The 18,182-nt window shown below is 45.5% G+C and carries 18 protein-coding genes and 1 pseudogene; 11 read left to right on the plus strand and 8 right to left on the minus strand.

Annotated elements, in window-relative coordinates; translation table 11 throughout:
• The first annotated feature begins 333 nt into the window (after window positions 1–333).
• Entirely contained in the window at window positions 334–1,305 is a 972-nt protein-coding gene (arsS, locus tag RMO79_RS17245; RefSeq protein WP_396136620.1) for an arsenosugar biosynthesis radical SAM (seleno)protein ArsS, read from the plus strand.
• Between the two features lie 49 nt (window positions 1,306–1,354).
• Here arsS and RMO79_RS17250 read toward each other — a convergent pair whose 3' ends face one another.
• Together RMO79_RS17250 and RMO79_RS17255 are read right to left on the minus strand one after the other, a co-directional pair.
• Entirely contained in the window at window positions 1,355–3,103 is a 1,749-nt protein-coding gene (locus tag RMO79_RS17250; RefSeq protein WP_310484462.1) for an alpha/beta hydrolase, read from the minus strand.
• Window positions 3,104–3,179: 76 nt separating this feature from the next.
• Window positions 3,180–3,869, minus strand: a complete 690-nt coding sequence (locus tag RMO79_RS17255; RefSeq protein WP_310484463.1) for a hypothetical protein — start codon at window positions 3,867–3,869, stop codon at window positions 3,180–3,182.
• A 236-nt stretch (window positions 3,870–4,105) separates the two neighbouring features.
• On the opposite strand from RMO79_RS17255, the gene RMO79_RS17260 reads away from it, so the two are divergent.
• Both RMO79_RS17260 and ilvB read left to right on the plus strand, forming a co-directional pair.
• A complete protein-coding gene (locus RMO79_RS17260) occupies window positions 4,106–4,780 on the plus strand; it encodes a MotA/TolQ/ExbB proton channel family protein (protein WP_310484465.1) in 675 nt (224 codons plus the stop codon).
• A 302-nt stretch (window positions 4,781–5,082) separates the two neighbouring features.
• Window positions 5,083–6,942, plus strand: coding sequence for a biosynthetic-type acetolactate synthase large subunit (gene ilvB, locus RMO79_RS17265; RefSeq protein WP_310484481.1), 1,860 nt, complete (start codon window positions 5,083–5,085; stop codon window positions 6,940–6,942).
• 80 nt (window positions 6,943–7,022) lie between these two features.
• On the opposite strand, the gene RMO79_RS17270 is transcribed toward ilvB, so the two are convergent.
• Complete coding sequence (locus RMO79_RS17270) at window positions 7,023–8,432, minus strand: tetratricopeptide repeat protein (RefSeq protein ID WP_310484467.1); 1,410 nt, start codon at window positions 8,430–8,432, stop codon at window positions 7,023–7,025.
• Between the two features lie 250 nt (window positions 8,433–8,682).
• Here RMO79_RS17270 and RMO79_RS17275 point away from each other — a divergent pair, with 250 nt between their 5' ends.
• On the plus strand, window positions 8,683–9,156 hold the full coding sequence (locus RMO79_RS17275) for a redox protein (protein WP_310484468.1): 474 nt from the start codon (window positions 8,683–8,685) through the stop codon (window positions 9,154–9,156).
• A gap of 124 nt (window positions 9,157–9,280) precedes the next feature.
• Here the strand turns inward: RMO79_RS17275 and RMO79_RS17280 are convergent, their stop codons facing one another.
• Entirely contained in the window at window positions 9,281–9,940 is a 660-nt protein-coding gene (locus RMO79_RS17280; RefSeq protein WP_310484469.1) for a DUF1295 domain-containing protein, read from the minus strand.
• 76 nt (window positions 9,941–10,016) lie between these two features.
• Window positions 10,017–10,370, minus strand: coding sequence for a phage holin family protein (locus tag RMO79_RS17285; RefSeq protein WP_310484470.1), 354 nt, complete (start codon window positions 10,368–10,370; stop codon window positions 10,017–10,019).
• 224 nt (window positions 10,371–10,594) lie between these two features.
• On the opposite strand from RMO79_RS17285, the gene RMO79_RS17290 reads away from it, so the two are divergent.
• From RMO79_RS17290 to RMO79_RS17320, 7 genes are all read left to right on the plus strand, one after another.
• A complete protein-coding gene (locus RMO79_RS17290; RefSeq protein WP_310484471.1) occupies window positions 10,595–11,092 on the plus strand; it encodes a pentapeptide repeat-containing protein in 498 nt (165 codons plus the stop codon).
• A gap of 21 nt (window positions 11,093–11,113) precedes the next feature.
• Entirely contained in the window at window positions 11,114–12,250 is a 1,137-nt protein-coding gene (locus RMO79_RS17295; protein WP_310484472.1) for a 5-(carboxyamino)imidazole ribonucleotide synthase, read from the plus strand.
• A gap of 265 nt (window positions 12,251–12,515) precedes the next feature.
• Window positions 12,516–12,722 (plus strand): DUF2997 domain-containing protein, encoded by a 207-nt coding sequence (locus tag RMO79_RS17300; RefSeq protein WP_310484473.1) that lies wholly within the window; start codon window positions 12,516–12,518, stop codon window positions 12,720–12,722.
• A gap of 54 nt (window positions 12,723–12,776) precedes the next feature.
• Window positions 12,777–13,166 (plus strand): DUF1257 domain-containing protein, encoded by a 390-nt coding sequence (locus RMO79_RS17305; protein WP_310484474.1) that lies wholly within the window; start codon window positions 12,777–12,779, stop codon window positions 13,164–13,166.
• 3 nt (window positions 13,167–13,169) lie between these two features.
• Complete coding sequence (locus RMO79_RS17310; RefSeq protein ID WP_310484475.1) at window positions 13,170–13,610, plus strand: ferredoxin; 441 nt, start codon at window positions 13,170–13,172, stop codon at window positions 13,608–13,610.
• Window positions 13,611–13,635: 25 nt separating this feature from the next.
• Window positions 13,636–13,947: a hypothetical protein gene (locus RMO79_RS17315; RefSeq protein WP_310484476.1), complete on the plus strand. Its 312-nt coding sequence runs from the start codon at window positions 13,636–13,638 to the stop codon at window positions 13,945–13,947.
• Window positions 13,944–14,309 carry an aspartyl protease gene (locus RMO79_RS17320; RefSeq protein WP_310484477.1) on the plus strand — a complete coding sequence of 122 codons (366 nt, stop codon included), beginning with the start codon at window positions 13,944–13,946 and terminating at the stop codon, window positions 14,307–14,309. Before RMO79_RS17315 ends, RMO79_RS17320 begins: the two co-directional genes overlap by 4 nt.
• Window positions 14,310–14,364: 55 nt before the next feature.
• Here RMO79_RS17320 and RMO79_RS17325 read toward each other — a convergent pair whose 3' ends face one another.
• The 3 genes and pseudogenes from RMO79_RS17325 to RMO79_RS17335 form a co-directional block, all read right to left on the minus strand.
• Window positions 14,365–16,113 (minus strand): ATP-binding protein, encoded by a 1,749-nt coding sequence (locus tag RMO79_RS17325; protein WP_310484479.1) that lies wholly within the window; start codon window positions 16,111–16,113, stop codon window positions 14,365–14,367.
• 527 nt (window positions 16,114–16,640) lie between these two features.
• Window positions 16,641–17,429: a PEP-CTERM sorting domain-containing protein gene (locus RMO79_RS17330; protein ID WP_310484480.1), complete on the minus strand. Its 789-nt coding sequence runs from the start codon at window positions 17,427–17,429 to the stop codon at window positions 16,641–16,643.
• A gap of 528 nt (window positions 17,430–17,957) precedes the next feature.
• Window positions 17,958–18,164, minus strand: a pseudogene (locus RMO79_RS17335) (hypothetical protein); the annotation flags it as partial.
• Between the last annotated feature and the right edge of the window lie 18 nt (window positions 18,165–18,182).

An 18,182-nucleotide genomic window follows, 5' to 3' on the forward strand; every position in this document is an offset into this window, starting at 1 on the left:
GTGTAGAAATATTGCTAGCCATATCAGAGTATTTGGTAAGGTTGGGTAGATGCCGATCGCTAAATTCACATCTCGAAATTGATGATGGGGATAATTCCAGCAATTCTCATTTTAAAACTCTTACCCTATTTTATGGCTTAAATTTTGGCGATTGGTGACGACAGAATGCGGATTGCAGCAGTTTTATTTTTAAAAACAAGTATCAGCAGATCTAACCTCAATGTTCGATCGCGAGTATTGCTGGATCTCCCATTTCTAATCTAAGCTACGATCGAGATATATCATCATCGCCGCTACATGCTTCAACCATCTGCAACATCGATCGATTTAGATATTACTCCATTTGCCGAGCGACTCAAATCTCCGCTTACCAAACAACCGATAACAATCCTTCAAGTAAATCTCGGTAAACGTTGCAATCTTGCTTGTACCCATTGCCACGTCGATGCTAGTCCCCAACGTACCGAAGAAATGTCCGACATTATTGTCGATCGAGTCATTCAACTCATCCATGCATTTCCGCAGATTCACACCGTCGATCTCACAGGCGGCGCGCCAGAATTGCTCAATGGTTTCAAACCTATTTTAGAAGCTACCGTCGCGGAGGGCAAACAAGCGATCGTCCGTTCCAATCTCACCATTTATTTCGTCCCTGGCTACGCAGATATCCCCGCCTATTGCGCCCAACATCGAGCCAGAATTGTCGCTTCATTACCTTGTTATTTAGCAGATAATGTCGATAAAATGCGCGGCAAAGGCACCTTTGATGCTTCGATTCAAGCACTGCAATGGCTGAATCGGCTAGGTTATGGTATCGACCCAAATTTACAGATCGACTTAGTATACAATCCCCCTATCCCCACCTCGACCGATTTTCGATTGACACCCGATCGAGTCGCTCTAGAACGAGATTATAAAGCATTTCTCAAAGCACATTTCGATATTTGTTTCAACCAACTGCTCCCGATTACCAATTTACCGATCGGCAGAACTAAATTTCAACTAGAACATCAGCAACTTTACCAGCCTTATTTACAATTCTTAGAATCCCATCATAACCCCGATACCGTCTCACATTTAATGTGTCGCAACCAACTCTCGATCGACTATCTGGGTAATATTTACGATTGCGATTTCAATCAAATGGCAAATTTACCATCGTTAACACCCACAGGCGAATTGTTAACAATCGATCGACTTTTAGCCGCCGGAACTCTAGATGCGATCGGCAAAGTCCAGACGCAAGATTACTGCTATGGATGTACGGCGGGGAGTGGTTCTAGTTGTGGGGGTGCTTTAGTATGATAATTAAGGAGTCTAAATTACCATTATAAAAAACTAATAATTAATTAATTTAAGGAACTAATTTGGGAGCGAGTGAAGTATCTTGCTGCAAAGCTTGGGAGATCGATTCAGCAACAGGCGCACTGACTAAATTAAGCCGCAGTGACGCGGGTTTGGAACCAAGAACGGCTAAATTATTAGTCCCTGTATTAGTAGTCCGTTCGACACTCCGAAAACTCGGCTGTGTCAAAAAGTTAGCATAACCAGCATTGAGATAACTCTGAAATTGACTCCGGTTGGCTAAATGGGTTTGAAAAAATGCCGCGCCGAGTGCTTTAGTATAAATCTGTGCCTGTGCGGGATCGGCACCAATTAAACTATCGGAAACTGGAAAAACATTATCGCTTTGAGAGATATCTTGAGTAGAAAAGTGCGTCCCCTTATCTAAAATAGCCAGATATTTATTGGGTGTTTGCAACCAGGTAAATGGATAAATTTGCTCTGGTACCACAGGTGTAATAATATCATCGCCACCGCCTAGCAAAAATACTGGTACGCGAATTTGACTTATCCCCTGCTTGCCAAACAGCGTGCTACCGAGGGGACTAATGGCAAACACCGCTTTAATTCGCGGATCTTGGAGGCGATATGGTTGGGGTGTTAGCTCGTTGGCTCGACATTGGAGCAACACCGATAAATTTAACGAGCGATTGGGGGTGCAGCTCCGTTTGACGAGATCGAAATCGATTTGCGCGCCTGCTAAAGCTAACACCGTATAGCCGCCGAGCGAATGTCCGACTAATCCCACCCGATCGACATCTACTTGTCTCAAGGTAGCATCGGTTTGCGCTTGGCGTTGTAATTCATCTAGCAGAAAAGAGACATCGCGCGGACGTTCGAGTAATTCTGTCGCTTTTGGAGCGGGAGCCAATCCCGAAAAATACTGCCGAAACCGATTGGCATCGCCACCGACATGTTCGATTGAGGCAACTGCAAACCCATAGGAGGCGAGATGTTCGGCTAAATAGCCATAAGTGGTGCGATCTTCAGCGACACCGTGGGAAATCGCAATAATTGGTATCGGTGCGGTTGAGCTGGTTTGCGGTAGATAAAGATCCCCCGGTACCATCCGTTGGCGCGATTTATCCAACCAGGAAAATTGTCGTTTTTGCCATCGAAATGACCCCCGACGGCGGAGATCGATGCTATTGGTAAAATTGCTGTTGTTAATGGTGACTTCAGCATTGGCAATGCGCTCGAATGCCACGATTGCATTATCTCGGCGTTTGAATAATTCGGTAAAATTATCATAGATGGTGAATACTTCCGCCAGATCGAGATTAATTTGGCGACTGGGAAATTGCTTAATAAAGTTAATCGGGGTTAAGCCCGCTTTTTTATCTCTAGCCGCACTAATTAATGCCACTCTAAGCGATTTCATCCCATTTTTTCGCGAAGCAGGCTGAATAGATTCGCCGATGCGCTCTAATAACTTTTCAACTAACGGTGAATTGGTAAACTGCGATACATAAGCCGGACTAACATCGAATCGCTGCTTTAATAACTGTCGCCACTGTTGCAGTTGAGCTGGTGGAACTTGCTTGGCTAATTCGGCATACTTACCAGGAATTTTACCATCTTTAGCAAAAGTTTCCAGATCGCCAACCGAAATAGCGATGTCTTTAAAAGGTGGGAAACGTCCGACAATGCGATCGGCAGCACGACCCGGCATCGGAATCGCAATGGTAACAAATGCAGCGATCGTTAAGGCTTTGAACCAATGAAATCTACCATGACTGAGCGACATAAAGTTAGCCAAAGAACATCCGTTATTCTTAATTTTAATCGAGTAAATCGATCGACACATCCTCCGATCGGATTGGATTCGAGGCTAGTCAGATCGATTCTGGTGTGTCGGTTTGGGTATCGATCGCTCTAACTAAGCGAGTCGGAACGATAACCTCAGATTCAGTCCATCGATCGATAACCGCAATTACCGATTTTTTACTAACAATGCCCGTTGAAATTTGGCTGTTTTTATGCCAGCCAAGTGCATGTTGAAGGGCGATGTTGCGATCGATCGTCCATGATATCCCATTGAGTAATCGTGGATGATGACCTCGATAAATAGTAAATTCATCTGGAAGTTGAGAAAATTTTTCTTGTTCTGTTTCTATCATCAAATGCACCACATTTTGAGAGAGTGGCTGACTGAATTGGAATGGTTCCACACTTAACATCATTTCGAGAAAAGACGATACTTGTCCGAGTGTTTCATAATCCGTCCAGATTTGACCGATAATTTTGAAATATTCTGGATCTTGCCTGCCAATTTCTTCAGTGATAAACTGCCTGTGGCGATCGGCTGCCGATAGATGTGGGAAATATGTTGCCCATGCATTTGGCGGATCTGGCTCGTAAATTTGCCGCTGTTTGTACTCGTATAATTGGTTTATCCGTGAATAGAATGCTGGAATATCATATTCAAGATGTACGAGCGGATGATGAAGTTCGCCGCCTTGCAAGTAAGGTTGCAGATCTGCATGTAATTGTGGCAGGTTATACTCAGTCATAGTTTTAGTCACGTTGGCGTAGCCTCTTCTAAATAACTTAATCTGAAATTGCCTCAGAGTAAGGATATGCAGGTTGGGTAGAGCAAGGCGAAACCCAGGCAAAGCAGGGAACGAGATCGTCTGTCTCACAACACCTATTTAGATAGCAATCGATTAGGCTTTGCCTACGCTACGCGATCGAGCGTCAATTAACTGTAATAATTAACTCTTAGCCGAATTGTCAACCGTCAACCGTCAACTGATTAATTATGGATGTTAGAGACCTGTTTGAGAAAGGTGGCACAACAATGTGGCCGTTGTTTGCTCTATCAGTTTTATCCTTAGCGACGATTTTAGAACGGCTGTGGTTTTGGTTTAAAACGCTCAGGAAAGAAGAAGAGCTAGTCGAAAGCGTATTAGCCGCCAGTGCGAATAATGAATGGGATACCGCCGCTCAAATTGCCAAGCAAGAACGCAACCGCAAACCCATCGGTAGATTTCTGTACGAACCGCTCAAGCGGGCAAATCCCGATCCGGAGACATTCAAACTCGCTCTAGAAGCCTCTGCCGAGGAAGAAATTGCCACCATGCGGAGAGGAGACAAGATGCTAGAGTCGATAATTGCACTCGCGCCGTTGCTGGGATTATTGGGCACGGTATTAGGATTGATTAGATCGCTCGATGGGGTTAAGCTTAACGATCTAGGTACCGCCGCTGGTGGTAATGTCACGCTAGGAATCAGTGAGTCATTAATTTCTACTGCCGCAGGCATGATCGTCGCGATTTTTAGCCTCGCTTTTTATCGACTATTTCAAGGATTGATCTTCGGTCAAATCAAGTTATTTCGAGGAGCTGGAAATCAGCTAGAATTACTCTACCGAGAACATTGGCTCAATCTTAAAGGTCAACCGCTCGATCGAGATAACCCAGACGCGATTCTATAATTTTACAAAATCGCATCCCCAGGGATATCGATCGGACTGGAGCTGCTGGAAGATCGAAGTTTCCAAGCCTAAAATAAATATATCGATCGTTCGCCATCGTCGATCGATAGACCGATAATAGAAAATCAGATCGGTTAGTGCCGTAACCAGACATCCAAAATTCAGTAGTCTTCAACCCAACCCCCAAAAGTCGGCGTTGTTACTTCAAGATAATATATGTCCTAAATTTCTTACTCCTTACTCCAGTCCCCCCGTCCCCCCTCCCATCTCCTGAGGTTTTATTCGTGGTTTCTCAACGTGTCATTGAAGTAGCAACTACCCAACCATTACCGATCGTTACAGCAGTTTCGCATTCTCAAACTGGTGCCTACGCGTTGCTCGACAGTCTCCATCGTCATGGTGTCGAGCATATCTTTGGTTATCCAGGTGGGGCGATCCTCCCCATTTACGACGAAATTTATCGCTTTGAAGCCGCAGGTAAAATTAAGCATATCCTCGTGCGTCACGAACAAGGTGCCGCCCATGCTGCCGATGGTTATGCCCGCGCTACTGGACAGGTAGGGGTGTGTTTTGCTACTTCTGGCCCTGGAGCTACAAATCTGGTTACAGGCATCGCCACGGCGCAGATGGACTCAATTCCGCTGGTAATCGTCACCGGACAAGTCCCCAGTTACGCGATCGGTACCGATGCCTTTCAGGAGACAGATATCTATGGAATTACCCTGCCGATCGTCAAGCACTCTTACGTCGTCCGCAACCCCGCAGACATGGCACGGATCGTCGCCGAAGCTTTTTATATTGCGGCTTCCGGTCGTCCCGGCCCCGTCTTGATCGATATTCCCAAAGATATCGGTGCGATGTTATGCGAGTATACCCCCGTCGCCCCCGGTAGCGTCAAATTACCTGGCTACAAGCCCACCGTACGCGGCAATCCTCGCCAAATTAACCAAGCCGTTCAACTAATTGCCAAAAGTCGGCAGCCTTTACTCTATATCGGCGGTGGAGCTATTTCGGCTAGCGCGCACGAAGAAGTCAAACAACTCGCCGAACTGTTCCAAATTCCCGTAACTACTACCCTAATGGGTAAAGGTGCCTTTAACGAACTACACCCGCTTTCCGTCGGGATGTTGGGAATGCACGGTACCGCTTATGCCAATTGGGCAGTGACTGATTGCGATTTATTAATTGCTGTCGGTGCGAGATTCGACGATCGGGTGACTGGTAAATTAGAAGAATTTGCTGCTACCGCTAAAGTCATCCACATCGACATCGATCCCGCCGAAGTCGGCAAAAACCGCACCCCTGATATCCCGATCGTCGGCGATGTCAAACAAGTTTTAATTCAACTACTTCAGCGCATCCGGGAACTAGGTTTAGGCAGTAATTCCGAGCAAACTAGATCGTGGTTGGAGACGATCTCCGGTTGGCGTGCCGATAATCCATTAGTCGCACCCAGCTATGAGGGCTTATTAGCACCCCAAGAAGTCGTCGTAGAATGTCGCCGTCAGGCTCCAGACGCTTACTATACAACCGATGTCGGTCAACACCAAATGTGGTCGGCGCAATTCCTCAATAACCTCCCCCGCCACTGGATTTCGAGTGCTGGTTTGGGGACGATGGGATTTGGCGTACCCGCAGCAATGGGCGTGCAAATGGCACTACCCGACGAGCAAGTCATCTGTATCAGCGGCGATGCCAGTTTCCAGATGAATCTTCAGGAACTCGGTACGCTCAAACAATACGGCTTGAATGTCAAAATTGTCATTATCAATAATGGCTGGCAAGGCATGGTCAGACAGTGGCAAGAAGCCTTTTACGAGGAAAACTACTCTTCTTCGGAAATGGCACCCTCCATGCCCGATTTTATGCTGTTAGCGCAGGCTTATGGCATCAAGGGGATGACGGTCGATAGTCGGGAAGATTTACCCGCTGCAATCGCGGCAATGTTAGCTCACGATGGCCCCGTTTTACTCAATGCGCTAGTCAAGCGCAACGAAAATTGTTACCCAATGGTAGCCGCAGGTAAATCTAATGCCGAAATGTTGGGATTAGCCAAACCAAAACGCGCCAGTTCTGGAGCCTTAGCAATTCATTGCGGTCATTGCGGCGTAATTCATACCGTCAACTATAAGTTCTGTCCCGAATGTGGCGGACAGCAGTAAATTAGAGTGCAGTTCAATCAACTAGTGAAGTAGGGGGAAAAGGTAAAGGTTCGATTGTCCCTAATCCCTAGTCCCTATTTCTAACGCTGTCTGAATTCTCGTTCTCGACTGGGTACAATATTTTCAGCAGGGGTAGATGGATTGCGAATAGTTTCTCGTTCGTTACTGCGATCGGTATCCTCGCGAGTAGTGCGACTTTCGCGAATATTAACTGTTTCGATCGTCGGCGTACTGGTTGTGACTTGGGGAATAGTAACATCAACCTGAGTATTCGTCCGATCGCGAGTAGTGCGACTTTCGCGAACATTAACTGTATCGATCGTCGGCGTAATAGTTGTTACTTGGGGAGTGGTAATATCAACCTGGGTATTCGTCCGATCGGTTCCACTATTACTGCGAGTGCGAATGGTGCGATCTTGTCGAATATTTACCTGTGAATTCGAGGCGTTCTCAATAATTACCTGGCGATTTTCTCGCGAGTAGCTGGTGCCAGATCGAGGTGTAGATTGATTATTTGTCGAAGTGGTAGTGGTATTGTTAATAATAATCGTACTATTTCCGCCCCCATTCCGCCGCTGTTGGTTTACTTGAATGATGGGAGTAGAGTTGTTGTTAATCTGCTGTCGGTTGTAGACAGTATTTACATATACAGGGCTAGAAAAAATGAATTGATTGTAATAAACAACGCTACCCTGGTGATGATAACCGCCGATATAATAAGGACTATAAATAAAGATCGGACTATAACGAACCTTCGCAATTCGGTAATATTTATTAGCGTAGTATGAATCGAGTGCCACAGCTCGCTCGTAATCGACAGCAGCCGCATGAATTTCGCCTAATTCATATTGAATCGCCCCCCGATTGTAATAGGCACTGGCATTATTCGGATTGAGCGCGATCGCGCGAGTGTAATCAGAAATTGCGCCGCGTTTGTCGCCTAGAGCCGCTTTTACCACCCCGCGACTGTAATATGCCGCCCCATAATTCGGATCGAGGGCAATCGCCCGATTCAAGTCACTTAAAGCACCTTGATTATCGCCTAATTCGGATCGAGTCGCACCGCGATTATAATAGGCTTGAGCGAACTTGGGCGAAACGGCAATCGCGCGACTATAGTCATCGATTGCGCCGCGTTTATTACCTAATTCATATTTAACCGCACCGCGATTATTATAAGCTTGAGCGAACTTACGATCGAGTGCAATCGCCCGATCGAAATCAGCAATTGCACCTTTACGATCTCCCAATGCCGATTTCAGCACCCCGCGATTTACATACGCCAAAGCATAAGCAGGATTGAGCTGAATTGCTTGGTTATAATCAGCCAAAGCACCTTGCTTATCGCCGCTATTATACTTACTTACTCCTACCGATAAAAACCGTTGAGATGCCGAATTTGCATCATTATTTACCTCAGCCGCCATCGTGACAGGTTGCATCAGCGCAATCGTCGCCATCCCCAAAAAAACAGGCACCAGTCTATTCATAATCGTTAGGAATTATTTATAATTTCACAGATTTATCGATGCAACCCCTCTTTGTAATCATGACGCTCGGATGTAACCTATCGTTCCCTCTCTCCCCGTAACGATCTGGCATAAATTTCCCCGATCGCTAATTTCAAATCTTAGAATAGGAAGTAAGAACGGCAAAAGGTTCAAATTTGACGGTTTGCCAAACTTGGATGTGCGACGCTCATTGGTAAATAGACATTATTATCTTGTGTGAGGTACGATCGTGTTTGAAATGGTCAGCTACAAAAAGTTCCGCGATACGCCCAGCGTCCGCTTCTTCGATATTACCGTTCCCACATCAAACGTTCGGGATTTAGTCGTTCATACAGGCCCAGCCACCAGTCCACCCGATAGCGATCGCGGTTATTGGCAATTTTATCTTCATTCCCACCAGGAAGACAATCTTTTGGCGATATCGGGCGGCAGGACGTTCTATTTAGTCAATTTTACCTGGAACTATCCGTATCATATTGTGCGATTAGAGACCGATCGCGAAATTCTCCGGATTCCCAGGGGTACCTTCCATCGTTCTGTTTCCGATCTAAATGGGTCAGTTGTCATGAATCAAGCCGTCCGCGACCTGGAAGCGACCGTAGCAAGTGAGTTTCGCGTTTATGATAGCGGTAAAATTCCCCGCTTATTAAGGGCGACATCTACTTCTGCACCCCTACCCAAGTTACACGGGTTTCAATGGTAGAAATGACGAAATCAGTCAAAAATAAAGCTAGATCGTCAAGACGATCTAGCTTTTCTTAATCCACCATTCACTATTCACTATCCACTAAAACACTAGCAACTATGTTTTAATGCAAGATCCAAATCTACCAAATCAGCGGAAACAAGCGAGTACTAGTTTGTTGATAAGCCGTAAATTCGGGATATTTAGCAGCCATCGCCGTCTCTTTACTCGCAATCCGTTGTAGATAAAGCAAGAAAATTAAACCAGGTAACAAAAACGCCCATCCAGAACCAGCAACCACACTGAAACTCGTATACCGCATTAAGTCACCCAAATAATTAATATGGCGAATCGATCTCCAAGCACCATCATTAACTAGTCCTGCACCCATCCCTTTGGCAGTCATTTTTTGAACATCAGCAGCGGTATTAATGAGAGTACCAAAAATATAGAGCGGTAAGGCGATCGCAACTGTTAAATAGCCGATCGGATCGGAATTAGTAAATGCCAGAAAACCAGGTAATGCATAAAAAATACCCACAAACAACAGCACGAATATAAATGGTAATAAACCAATTTTATCAGTAAAAATTTGCTGACTGCGTTGCGGAAATAGCCATTGCTCCAGCAACCACCAACTGCAATAGCTAATATGCAAGCATAGATAAATAACTTGCCGGACATCATGAATGCCATAGATCGCCGCTAAAGCAATCAGACATACAATAGTGATAAATTTAGCGATATTAATTGCCGTAAGTTCGGCAATCTGAAAGCCACTAACTGGTGTTGATGTTTCCATAAATTTTAAATTAAGGCAAAAGCCAAATTAGTCGATCTCTGGCTATTTCGATCTTACCTTCAAAAATATCGATCGACTATTTAAATATCCAGTGAATTAATGTTGAGACGATCGATAGCACGACCGAACCAGCAATCGCCGGAACGATGCCATTAATCTGCAATCCTGGCACATACGCATCGACAAACATCAAACACGCGACATTAATTGCCAATGAAGACAGCCCTAATGTCAAAATTGTCAATGGGAAAGTTAATAATTTTAGCACTGGACGCACCGTACTATTAATTAAGCCCAGCAATAAAGCGGCGATTAGAGCCGTTACAAAATCTCTAATCCGAAACTGTCCTGGTAAAAAATGGTCGATAATTTGCTGCGTAATTAAAAACGCACTGGCATTCAAAACCCAGTTAATTAGGAATTTAGGCATAGTTGGGAGCGGGGAGATGTGAGTGAAAATTGCGGTAACAGGGGTTTTCGCAAGTAGCGCAACTGTTCGAGAGAGTTGGGATCGATCGTCAGTCCGATTTTTAGGATAAACTGTGAATGTTAAGGATTGTAAAAATCATAACCGAGAATTACTCGTCAGAATTTACGCACTGACTAGAGTAGCAGTAGCTTTGCTCGATCGTCCATCGTTGTTTACTGGAAAATATGCCTACTATTATCGCCTTAATTTTTGCTTCGATCTTAATATTTTTTCCGGGTAACGCGATCGCGGCGGGAGGAACTTCTCAATACAGTCCATCACTCTCCTATGATAATGCCGAACTCAACGGGCAAGACTTTTCAGGAAAAAACTTACAGACAGCAGTATTTACGAATGCCAAGTTAGATGATACCAATTTTTCCGGTGCAGACCTCATCGGTGTAGTCATCAGTTCGTCCACGTTAAACCGGACAAATCTCCACGGAGTTAATCTCTCTCAAGGTTTACTAGATCAAGTTCGGTTTGTGGGTGCGGATTTGAGCGATGCGATTTTCACAGAGGCAATGATGCTGCGATCGACATTTAAAGATGTTAATATTGCTGGCGCAGACTTTACCGATGCGATCTTAGGCAAGGTTCAACAAAAAGAACTCTGCAAAATTGCGACTGGTACTAATTCCAAAACTGGCATCGCCACCCGCGATTCCCTCGGCTGTAAGTAGACATCGATTTAGATTAGATTAATGAAACGAATTGGTGTAATTGGTGGCGGACAACTAGCCTGGATGATGGCTAGTGCCGCCCAAGCATTGGGGATAGAATTAGTCATTCAAACTCCTCACAATGATGATGTCGCTGTTAGTTTGGCAGCAGAAACGGTAATTGCGGATGTCGATGATGTCGCCGCCACCGCAGTACTAGCAACTAAATGCGACGTAATTACCTTTGAAAATGAGTTCGTCGATTTAGCCGGATTGGGCGAACTTGCCGAGCAAAATAATGTTGTATTTCTGCCGCCATTATCGGCTTTAGCTCCATTACTAGATAAATATACCCAACGCTGCTACCTGCGAGATTTAGGGCTACCAGTGCCTAAATTTGCCGTACTAGAGCAGCCAGAAATACCCCCAGGTTTTAAATTTCCCGTCGTTGTCAAAGCCAGACGCAATGTTTATGACGGACAGGGGACATTTATTATTAAAGATGAATCTGCACTAAAAGCCCTCTACCATCGCTACCCGGACACGCCGTTTCTGCTTGAGGAATTTGTCAAATTCGATCGCGAGTTAGCCGTCATCGCCGCTAGAGGTGTCAATGGCGAAGTAATTACCTATCCCATCCTCGAAACTCAACAGGAAGACCAAGTGTGTCGGCGGGTATTCACTCTGGATGATTTACCAGCCGAGATTGTCGAAGCATGTAATTCGATCGCCTCCAAATTACTAACCAGTCTAGATGCCGTTGGCGTATTTGGGATTGAATTATTTCTCACCGCTGATAACAAAGTCTCCGTCAATGAAATTGCCCCGCGCACGCACAATTCTGGACATCTGACGATCGAAGCATGTGCTACATCTCAGTTTAGTCAACTGATTCGGGCGGTTGCTGGTTTACCTTTGGGTAGTCCCGCGCTCACCTGTGGCGGTGCAGTGATGGTCAATCTATTGGGCTATGAAGATACTCACAGCGATTACCTAGACAAACGCCAGCAGATAGCATCCATCCCCAATGCACACGTCCACTGGTATGCCAAGGAGTCGAGAATCGGACGCAAACTCGGTCATGTGACGGTTATCGTCGGTACAGACACCGAGCATCAAAATTATCGATCTCAGGTTCAAGCCCTAGCACGACAGGTAGAAACAATCTGGTATCCATAAGTAATCTGGAGGGGCGAAGATCTAAAGTTTACGAAACTTGATGTACCGCCTCAGAAAACAGAAACTTACTTATAATGCAAGAATAACTCTACCAAATAATAACTTTTACCAAGTTTTAGCAAACATCAACCGTTATTGAAGATGGATGTTGATGGCAATTGAGACATAATGCTCGTGTCATCTACCGATCGGGTCTAAACTATTTTACTCAGACTAAATATAATCAAACTTAACGATCGAAATATTTGGAGCAATTACATCACCTATGAGCATGGAGACGCTAGAGTTTATCATCTACCCAGATGGACGAGTGCATGAAAAAGTCACTGGTGTAGTGGGTCAGTCTTGCACCGTAGTAACCGCCGCGATCGAATCCGAACTAGGTGATGTCGTCAGCCAATCACAAACTGCGGAATATTTTACCCAAAATCTCGAACTAACTGCTGCTGCGACTACTCAAGCCACTTGGTAACTCAACAGCTAGCTATTAATTACTCATTATTCACCCATTACCACCCACACTTATATGTCCCACTTTAGCAATATCAAAACCAAGATTCGGAACGTAGAATCGCTCACCGCAGCACTGACAGATCTGGGTATTGAGTGGAAAACTGGCTCGCAGCCAGTACGCGGCTATCAAGGCGATACCCGTACCGCCGCCGTGATTATCGAGCAGGAAAATGGCTACGATATCGGCTTCAGCAGCAACGGCAATAATGAGTACGAACTAGTTGCTGACTTGCAATTCTGGCAGCAAAATTGGTCGGTCGATCGCTTTATCAGCCAAGTTACCCAACGTTATGCTTATCATACAGTCTTGACCGAAGCTACCAAACAAGGCTTCCAAGTCGCCGAAGAACGCAACCAACAAGACGGATCGATTAAACTCGTCGTCCAACGCTGGAGTGCCTAAACTATGGCTGCTTTTACCCCACCACCATTAGATGAGAACCAGTCGGGATTCGAGCCAGAGCTAGGCGGCTTCCTGCGCGATGCCGTAGATCGATCTGGGTTCGAGCCGGAACTCGGTGGGGTATGGCGACAAAAGGGCGTATATGTAGACGAGATGACATGTATTGGTTGTCTCCACTGCGCTCATACCGCAAGGAACACATTTTTTATCGAGCCAGAACACGGGAGAGCGAGGGTAGTGCGCCAAGATGGCGATCTCGAAGATACGATCCAAGAAGCGATCGATACTTGTCCGGTTAATTGCATCCAATGGGTAGATTATACCGAGTTAAAGAAATTAGAAACAGAACGTCAGTATCAAGAAATCCCGATGGCTGGCTTCCCGGTAGACAGAGCCACAGTCGCCGCAAAGATGCGCCGTCGCAAACTAAATCAGGGAAAATAGAATTTGAGACTCTTCGATCGCAAACATGACTAAAACTACAGCTACACGTCGTCGCGGACGGCTCTTTCCCGAAATTCAATGGACACCAGAACAAAAAGCCAAACGAGAAGCTGAAAGTGAAGCTTTTTATCAGCGTTGTTACCCCATATTCGATCGAGTTAAACCCGAACTAATCGCGACTCATTACAATTGGTTCATCGCCATTGAACCAGATAGTGGCGAATATTTTATCGAGCGCGATTTAGAAGTAGCATCGTTACAGTGTCAAGCAAAATATCCAGGTAAGCTTCATTATACGTTTCGGATTAATGAATCTGGGGCTTGTGGTTCGATATGATATTGGGATCGATCGGTAATGAAGATGCAATCCTTTTTGAGATCGATCTCATTGCCGCAAATGGATTAAAGCTACCAGTCGATGCCATGTTTGATACGGGGTTTTCTTACTGGTTAGCGATAAATGAGCAAGATATCGAAGGACTTGGGTGGGAGCGATTGAGAGCACAAACAATGCAAACTGAAAGAGGTGAGATCGAGTTTGACATTTATATCGGTAAAGTTGAATTCGATGGCGAAGAGTTAGATATTCCCGTTCATGTAGGAACAGAATTAACCGAAGTCTTACTCGGTCGAAAATGGCTTATCGATCGGAAGTTAATTATAGATTTACCATCTAATACATTAACATTTGGAAATTAGTTGCGAATTCAACTTCAAAGGAATAGATAATGCGATCTCAACCATTTTAACCACCCTAAAATCCTAAGTCCATCTGTGCTGCTTTTGCTGCCACTAATATCTCCTCATCCGACTTAGTACCCCAATCAGGATCGCCGATTTCCTCATAGAATTTCTGGTCGTATGGACGAGTTCTGACTACCACAGGCATCGGTACCGCGTGTCCCAATACTAACGCTTGTTGTTTAGAATCTAACTTCGCCAACACAGACTTTAATCCCTGTGCGCCGGATACACCTGTAAAGATGGCATCGATATCTTTTTCATCGTTAATTAACGCCGTAATCCGCGTGCCAATTTGGGACATAATTTCATTATCGATCCCCGATGGACGTTGATCGACGATTAATAATGTCACGAAAAACTTCCGCATTTCCCGCGCGATCGTCCCGAAGATGGTACTCTTGGCAATAGCCGGATCTAAGAAGCGATGAGCTTCCTCGATCGTGATAATCAGCGGATAAGGTCGATCGGATTCCTGTTTGCTTTGGAGATATTGTTCGGCTTTATTGACGTAGAGTTTATGAATTCGGCGGGTGAGCATATTTGTCACCAGCATATAAGATAATAAATCTGATTGATTGCCAAATTCAATCACGACATTTTTACCCGCGCTTAGAGTTTGGATCAAACTTTTGAGATTATCCTGACGACTAATCGGGCGTAGATATTTCAGCTTTTCTAAGCGCATTAATTTACGCTGCAAAGAAGAGATCGATCCTTTATGCCCTTTCCCCGATTCGCAGAAGATAGTGATATCTTCATTCGTCATTTCCAGTAGCCGACTAATCCAACTACTGCCATATTCAGCCGCTAAAATATTGGCATTATCTAACGCTGCATCTGATAAACCCAACTCGCGCGAAACTAACTGTAAATCTTCAATATCGATCATCTCATAAGTGAGATAGAGATCCTGTGCGTCGCGAATGCCCCTGGCGCGACTGGATTCAGGATCGAGAGTATAGACGACTACCTCATTGGGAAATAATTGTCTCAAACCTTTAACCGTGCGGACATTCTTGCCTTCTTGCACCGCTTCCCATCCGTACTCAGAGTGCATGTCAAAGATCAAATTGACGGCGACTTTTTTGCGAATTACACCAGCAAGTAACAGTCGCGTCAGGAATGATTTTCCCGTCCCCGATTTCCCAAATACCCCATTACTCCGCTCGACAAACTTCTTGAGATCCAAGCATACAGGTACATCCATATCCAATGGCTGCCCGATCGAGAAATTCTTGCGCGTCGGATCGTCTTCCCAACCGAATACCGAGCGAAAGTCGTTCTCATTGGCATCAAATACCTGACTGAAGTGGCTGGGAACAGTCTTAACTGGTAAAAGCTCCCATTCCATATTTGTCTGGGCTTCAAAGGACGCTAGGACGGCTTTACCATTTTCAGCTTTAGCTTTTTTACCCTTACCATTCCCATTCAGACTCGCACCGCTACTGACAATCGGGGGAATCTGACTGAATTTATTCAGCATCAACATCGGGGAAAGATTTACGGTTCCATAAGTACCACTTCCCGACAAAACATCCAGCAAAAAGTCATCCTCTGGATGCGGTGGATTGACTAAAATTCGATCGCTCGATGTCCCCAAACAAACATCTGTTAACAGACAAAAGAAGTCATATTGTCTTCCCCGCACCACCAAAAATTTGCCCACCCGCATATCTTCCACGGAGATATCTGGATGCAGTCTTACTTCTAAGCCACCAGTGAGCGAACCTTCTATTACTGAGCCGAGGGGTTTATTCATGAGCTGGTAAATACTAAATACGGATGCACCGATCCCCTCACCGCTGAAGATTTTACGGGTTGGATGTTATTTTTAATATTAATAGCACAAATTTACCATCATTTTCTCATCGATCGGAATTTGTCGATTTTCGATCGTGACCCAGGCAAACTAACCAGTTGATAGATGGCATAAATTTCGCATAAAAAAGCAGGTGCGTGAATTGCTCCTGCTTTTAGATCTTGGGTGTATGTGCGATTTTGGTTGAGTTGCTGCGGAGATCTACCCACCCCGCCCTTTGGGCACCCCTCCTGGGAGGGGATTTTCTGTCGGGAGTTGCTGGGGAAGATGACTTTGTTTGCATCGATTCTCATCAGCAATGGTTCCACCACCTATCCGCAATAAAAAATTTCCGTTTCAGAGCATTGCCCTCTGGGCAATGCAGAAAAATCCCCTCCTCGGAGGGGTGCCCGAAGGGTGGGGTGGGTAGATCTCCGCAGCCCACTCACCAACCCCGAATGCGGAAATTGCCGCATTGTCAAAATAACTTACACTTTGCCACTAGATTTTAGTTTCTTTCTCATCCGCAATGCTGCCGTACCACCGATTAATGTACCGACGATCGTAAATGGTTCGGGGACTGCGGTAGAAACAGAAGCGGGAGCAAATGCCAGTCCACGGCCATTAATTCCGGTAACAAAATTTGTCACCGTTCCAGTGGATGAGATCTTCTTAATTGAGTTTGTGCCACCAGCTATCCCAAACAGGTTGCCACTCTCATCGAATGCTAATCCAACGGGGACACTAAGTCCGGTAGCAAAAGTTGTCGCCGTTCCTGTAGATGAGATTTTCTTAATTAAGCCAAGTGCACTATCTGTCGCAAACAAGTTGCCACTCCCATCAAATGCCAATGCACGGGCATCAATTCCGGTAGTGAAAGTTGTCACCGTTCCGGTAGATGAGATCTGCTTAATTGATTGTGTGCCGAAATCTCCCACAAACAGGTTGCCACTACCATCGAATGCCAGTGCAAGGGGATCATTAAGTCCAGTGGCGAAAGTTGTCACCGTTCCGGTGGATGAGATCTTCTTAATTGAGCCTGTGGTACGATCTGTCGCAAACAAGTTGCCACTACCATCGAATGCCAGCGCGCGGGCATCAAGTCCAGTCGCGAAGTTTGTCACCGTTCCGGTAGATGAGATCTGCTTAATTGAGTTTGTGCTAAAATCTCCGGCGTAAAGGGTCGCCGCAGATGCAACCATCGGCATTAACACAGCAGAAGCAGCAATTAGACCGATCGAAAGACCAAGGGCGCGAGATGTTTGGACGATATTCATGAAATTAAGGCTTGTCTAAATAAGCGGGATAATCGTGGGCTTTTAAGTAAAACAAACGCATAATACAATATTGCAAAAAAAAAGCTACACTTAGTTAAATAGGTAACATACTACGTAGTTCTGAATTCGCACCCTGTGAGCTGTGGCATAAATTTCGCATAAAAAAGCAGGAGCAATTTACGCTCCTGCTTTTCGATCTTGGGTGTATGCGTGGTTCTATTTGAGTTGCTGCGGAGATCGACCCACCCCGCCCGTTGGGCACCCCTCCGAGGAGGGGATTTTCGTGCGGGAGTTGATGGATAAGATGAATTCGTTTGTATCGATTCTCATCCGCAATTGCGCCACTATCTACCAACAACCCAAAAAATCTCCCTCAGCGTTGCCCTGAGCCTGTCGAAGGAAAGAGTGCCCAGAGGGCATGGCAAAAAAAATCCCCTCCTCGGAGGGGTGCCCAACGGGCGGGGTGGGTCAATCTCCGCATCCCACCCACCAACTCCGAAGTATTTCTTAAACGAGAAGTATTGAGATCTAGGTAACTCCGAAGACGATGACTAAACCTAAGACCGCGCCGAAGACAATGAGGGCGTAGAATTGAGCGCGTCCGGTTTCGAGGTATTTTAAGCCTTCACCGCCGAGTAATTTGTCATAACCAGTCAGATTAACCGCAACTTCGTCGACGCGGTATTCGTCTTCCATTTCCTGACGGTCGATGCGGCGCAATCCGATGACGAAGACGCTATTTTAAATATCGTC

Origin of the sequence: Chamaesiphon sp. VAR_48_metabat_403 (assembly GCF_031422475.1) — a bacterium.
Lineage (GTDB): Bacteria > Cyanobacteriota > Cyanobacteriia > Cyanobacteriales > Chamaesiphonaceae > Chamaesiphon.

Coding starts and splice junctions, on each gene's coding strand:
- RMO79_RS17260 (WP_310484465.1), top strand. CDS start 4,106: ATGGATGTTAGAGACCTGTTTGAGAAAGGTGGCACAACAATGTGGCCG.
- RMO79_RS17270 (WP_310484467.1), bottom strand. CDS start 8,432: ATGAATAGACTGGTGCCTGTTTTTTTGGGGATGGCGACGATTGCGCTG.
- RMO79_RS17280 (WP_310484469.1), bottom strand. CDS start 9,940: ATGGAAACATCAACACCAGTTAGTGGCTTTCAGATTGCCGAACTTACG.
- RMO79_RS17285 (WP_310484470.1), bottom strand. CDS start 10,370: ATGCCTAAATTCCTAATTAACTGGGTTTTGAATGCCAGTGCGTTTTTA.
- RMO79_RS17290 (WP_310484471.1), top strand. CDS start 10,595: ATGCCTACTATTATCGCCTTAATTTTTGCTTCGATCTTAATATTTTTT.
- RMO79_RS17295 (WP_310484472.1), top strand. CDS start 11,114: ATGAAACGAATTGGTGTAATTGGTGGCGGACAACTAGCCTGGATGATG.
- RMO79_RS17300 (WP_310484473.1), top strand. CDS start 12,516: ATGAGCATGGAGACGCTAGAGTTTATCATCTACCCAGATGGACGAGTG.
- RMO79_RS17305 (WP_310484474.1), top strand. CDS start 12,777: ATGTCCCACTTTAGCAATATCAAAACCAAGATTCGGAACGTAGAATCG.
- RMO79_RS17310 (WP_310484475.1), top strand. CDS start 13,170: ATGGCTGCTTTTACCCCACCACCATTAGATGAGAACCAGTCGGGATTC.
- RMO79_RS17315 (WP_310484476.1), top strand. CDS start 13,636: ATGACTAAAACTACAGCTACACGTCGTCGCGGACGGCTCTTTCCCGAA.
- RMO79_RS17320 (WP_310484477.1), top strand. CDS start 13,944: ATGATATTGGGATCGATCGGTAATGAAGATGCAATCCTTTTTGAGATC.
- RMO79_RS17325 (WP_310484479.1), bottom strand. CDS start 16,113: ATGAATAAACCCCTCGGCTCAGTAATAGAAGGTTCGCTCACTGGTGGC.
- RMO79_RS17330 (WP_310484480.1), bottom strand. CDS start 17,429: ATGAATATCGTCCAAACATCTCGCGCCCTTGGTCTTTCGATCGGTCTA.